This is a genomic window from Streptomyces phytophilus, assembly GCF_013870535.1.
Taxonomy (GTDB): Bacteria; Actinomycetota; Actinomycetes; order Streptomycetales; family Streptomycetaceae; genus Streptomyces; species Streptomyces phytophilus.
The window spans coordinates 1-4,119 of sequence record NZ_JACBXC010000508.1; the positions used below are offsets into that span (position 1 = coordinate 1).

Sequence of the window (4,119 nt, forward strand, 5' to 3'; positions counted from 1 at the left end):
CGCGTACGACCCCGCACCCTTCACCCTCGGCGTCGCCTCCGGCGACCCCCGCCCGGACTCCGTCCTGCTGTGGACCCGCCTCGCCCCCGAACCCCTCGCCCCCGACCAGGACCTCCCCGACATCGTCGAAGTCCGCTGGACCATCGCCGAAGACCCCGCACTCCGCCGCATCGTCGCCGAAGGCGCCGCACCCGCCTCCGCCACCCTCGGCCACAGCGTCCACATCCCCGTCACCGGCCTGACCCCCGGCCGCACCTACCACTACGCCTTCAGCGCCCTCGGCCGCACCAGCCGCACCGGCCGCACCCGCACCGCACCCGGCGGCCCCGTCGGCCGCGTACGCTTCGCCGCCGCCAACTGCCAGGCGTTCCACGACGGCTACTACGCCGCCCACCGCGGCATCGCCGCCGAAGACGTCGACTTCGTCATCCACCTCGGCGACTACATCTACGAACACGGCCAGGTCGGCGGCGTACCAGAAGACCACGTCCGCGACCACGAAGGACCCGAGACCCTCACCCTCGCCGACTACCGCAGACGCCACGCCCTCTACAAAGGCGACCCCGCACTGCGCGACGCCCACGCCGCCCACCCCTGGTACCTCACCTGGGACGACCACGAAGTCGCCAACGACTACAGCGGAAGCACCGGCGCCGCCCCCTTCGTCCGCCGCCGCGCCGCCGCCTACCAGGGCTGGTACGAACACATGCCGCACCGCGACTCCTTCGGCGACTCCGCACTCCCCGACCCCGAGATCCACCGCGTCCGCGACTGGGGCGGACTCCTCCAGCTCACCGTCCTCGACCTGCGCTCCCACCGCTCCGCCCAGAACCTGCCCGACGGCACCATCCTCGGCACCGACCAGAAGAACTGGCTCAAGCACCACATCGACAACGCCCCCGACACCTGGCACGTCTGGGCCAACTCGATCATGCTCAGCCAACTCCGCGGCTCACCCGGCGGCCCGTACATGTTCACCGACCAGTGGGACGGCTTCCTCGCCGAACGCGCGGAAGTCCTCCAGCACGTCCACACCGCCGGCCTCGAAGACCTCGTCGTCGTCACCGGCGACTGGCACTCCGCCTTCGTCGACGACATCCGCACCGACTACGACAACCCCGAATCACCCCTCGTCGGCACCGAGTTCACCGCCCACTCCGTCACCTCCGGCGCGTACCCACCGGACTGGAACCAGACCAACGGACCCGTCATGGGCGCTGCCAACCCGCACCTGAAGTACTTCGAAGGCAACCGCTACGGCTACGACGTCTACGACGTCACCCCCGAACGCTTCAGCGCCCACATGCGCGTCATCGGCGACCGCCGCGACCCGGCCTCGCCCGCCACCACGCTCACCACGTTCCACGTCGACCGCGGCCGGCCCGGCAGCTACGAGGACGAGGCGACGAAGAACTCCCCCGCCCAGTACCGCCGCGACTGACACGCACCGCACCCGCCCTCCCCGCCAGGCGCCCCCGCCGGCGCCCGTACAACTGCCGGGAACCCGCGGGCGGTCGGCACCCGGCCGGACCACGCACGCCGTCGGCCGCACGGCGCACGGGCCCGGCCGGGTTGCCGCCTGGGGATCCCGCCCGATCGTCCGCCGCCCCAACACCCAAGTCAATCCTCGGAATTGCTTGAGACAGGCATAGGCTCGACTTGGGACCACCGGGACGTAAAAACCCGGATTCCCGTGTGTCCCTGCGCGGTCACCTGTTCGGCCCATCGATAGAATCGCGCGATGGCCGCACCGGGAACACGCGAAAACTGCGAGGAGGCACGTTGACCGGACATGACGTCACCGACGAGCAGTGGCAGGGGCTCGCCGAAGTCGTCCCCCTGCGCGGCAACGAATGGCCCTCCTGGACCGGGCACGAAACCCTCGACGACCCCGAAGTCGACGCCGACCAGCGGCAGTTCGTCGTCATCCGCTGCCAGGTCTTCGCCGACGCCCGGCGCGTCGCCGAATACCTGATAGCGCAGGTCCCCGTCCTGCTGGACCTCACCGGCGCCGAGATCGACGTGGCCAAGCGCATCCTCGACTTCGCCAGCGGCGTCACCTTCGGCATCCAGAGCAGCATGCACCGCGTCGACCGCAACGTCTTCCTCCTCGCCCCCGTGGGCACGGAAGTCGAACCGGTCGCAAGCCGCTGACGGCACACCGCACCTGACGGGACGCCGGCCGGCCACCGGCCGGCGACCCGCCGCGACCCCTCGCTCCCACCCACCCCCGCCGCCGGGCAACGCATCCCGCCGCCCGCGGACTCTGAAGGGTGAAGGGAGTGCCCATGACTGCCGAGCAGAGCGAGAGGGACGCCGATTTCCAGGGCTTCATGGCCAGCCGGTGGCCGCGACTGCTGCGTACCGCATACCTGCTGACCGGTGAGCAGCACGCCGCCGAAGACCTCGCCCAGACCGCGCTGGAGCGGGCCTACGTCGCCTGGCGGCGGGTGACGCAGGCCGAGGACCCGGACGCGTACGTACGCAGGATCCTCGTCAACGCCCACACACGCCGCTTCCGCAACGGCAGACGCGCCGAACTGCCCAACGGGGCGACCGGCGGCGGGCAGGGGCCGCGGCAGCAGGCCGAGGCCCGGGACCGCATCGCCCAGACCGACGACCGCCTGGCGCTGCTGCCCGCGCTGCTCGCACTGCCGCCCAGACAGCGGCAGGCCGTGGTGCTGCGCTACTGGGAGGACCTCAGCGTGGACGAGGCCGCAGCCGCCATGGGCTGCTCGACGGGAACGATCAAGAGCCAGACCGCCAAGGCCCTCGCCAAATTGCGGCGATCACCCGCCCTGAAGCAGCAGACGGCCGACACCGGCGAGCGCGCCGGCGGGACAGAGAGGTGAGGGACGTGCACGACGACGCTATCGACACAGCTCTACCGGAGCGGCTCGCGGCAACCGCGGACCAGGTGCGCATCACCCCCGTCCCCGCCACCACCGTCCTGCGCGCGGCACGCCGCCGGCGCAACGGCAGGAGGCTGGCGATGGGCACAGCCGCCCTGGCCGCCGGCGGCCTCCTCGCCGCCGGGCTGGGAGTGCTGCCCGAAGCCGGCGAACCACGGCAGCCGACCACGGTCGTCGTCCCGCCCGCGACATCCTCCCCGGCCGGGCCCGGCGTGACACGGCCGTCCAACGCCGTACTCGGCGAGGGCACGGCGGACGGCTACCGCTTCCGGGTGGAGGTCGACATCTGGGGAGCCGCCGCCGACGAGGCCGACGTCTGGAACCAGATCCGCGCGATGTACGAGAGCGACACCGAGATGCCGTTCGAGGTCGAGAACGGCGCCAACTACCCGCCCGTCAAAGGCGAGGACAAGCTGCCCTACACACCGGGCAAGTCCTGGTACTACATCTACCTCTCGGTGGACGGCAACCCACGCGTCCCGTACGGGGAAGGACAGATCCTCACCGGCCGCGACGACGAGATCCACGTAGACGGCACCAACCTCGACGGCAACGGCAACGAGGGCCCCGACGCCGAAGCGAGGACGGTCGAGCTGATCTTCGGCTACGTGCCCGAGGGAATCGACCGGGCGGAGATCACCTGGGAGAACGGCACCGTGTCGAAGCTGGAACTGGTCGAGGCGGCAGGATCGACCGGGCACTGGTTCACGGCCGCAGGACCGGAAGGCGGCGTCGACCCGGACGAACTGCGCACCTACGACCGCAACGGAAAACCCGCGGAAGGCTACGACTTCACAGACTGGTGAACCGCACCCGCGCGCCGGGCGACGGCGGCGCGCAGGCGACCAGGGGCACCCCGCCATACCGTGCCCGGGGCCCGAGTCGCCGCGGAATCGCGGGGGCTCGTCCGTTCGGGCGAAGGTGGCGCTGCCGGAACGGTTCGGCTCGTGAGACGCTCAATAGCGTCGCGGGACATGACCTCCCCCACCATCCCGCGCACGGCCCACGGCGCGCGCCACCCCCACACCGACCGCGCCACCCTCGGCGAACTGCGCCTGTCCGCCTTCAAATCGCACCGCGGCACCCGGCTCCGGCTCGGACCCCTCACCCTGTTCACGGGCGGCAGCGGCAGCGGGAAGACCGCGGCGCTCGAAGCGTGCGGCGTGCTGGCCAGACTCGGTGCCGGGGCCACCCTGGAGGAAGCCTT

5 protein-coding genes are annotated in these 4,119 nt (G+C 71.4%); all 5 read left to right on the top strand.

Annotation, left to right across the window (positions count from 1 at the left end; all coding sequences use genetic code 11):
- A partial coding sequence (locus H5J30_RS20235) for an alkaline phosphatase D family protein (RefSeq protein WP_181788817.1) occupies positions 1–1,441 on the top strand: 1,441 nt, incomplete at its 5' end.
- Between the two features lie 341 nt (positions 1,442–1,782).
- A complete protein-coding gene (locus tag H5J30_RS20240; RefSeq protein ID WP_181788818.1) occupies positions 1,783–2,154 on the top strand; it encodes a cell division protein SepF in 372 nt (123 codons plus the stop codon).
- Between the two features lie 134 nt (positions 2,155–2,288).
- Positions 2,289–2,852, top strand: coding sequence for a SigE family RNA polymerase sigma factor (locus H5J30_RS20245; protein ID WP_181788819.1), 564 nt, complete (start codon positions 2,289–2,291; stop codon positions 2,850–2,852).
- Between the two features lie 5 nt (positions 2,853–2,857).
- Entirely contained in the window at positions 2,858–3,718 is an 861-nt protein-coding gene (locus H5J30_RS20250) for a hypothetical protein (protein ID WP_258563433.1), read from the top strand.
- A gap of 168 nt (positions 3,719–3,886) precedes the next feature.
- The coding region (locus tag H5J30_RS20255; protein WP_181788821.1) for an AAA family ATPase at positions 3,887–4,119 on the top strand (233 nt) is incomplete at its 3' end.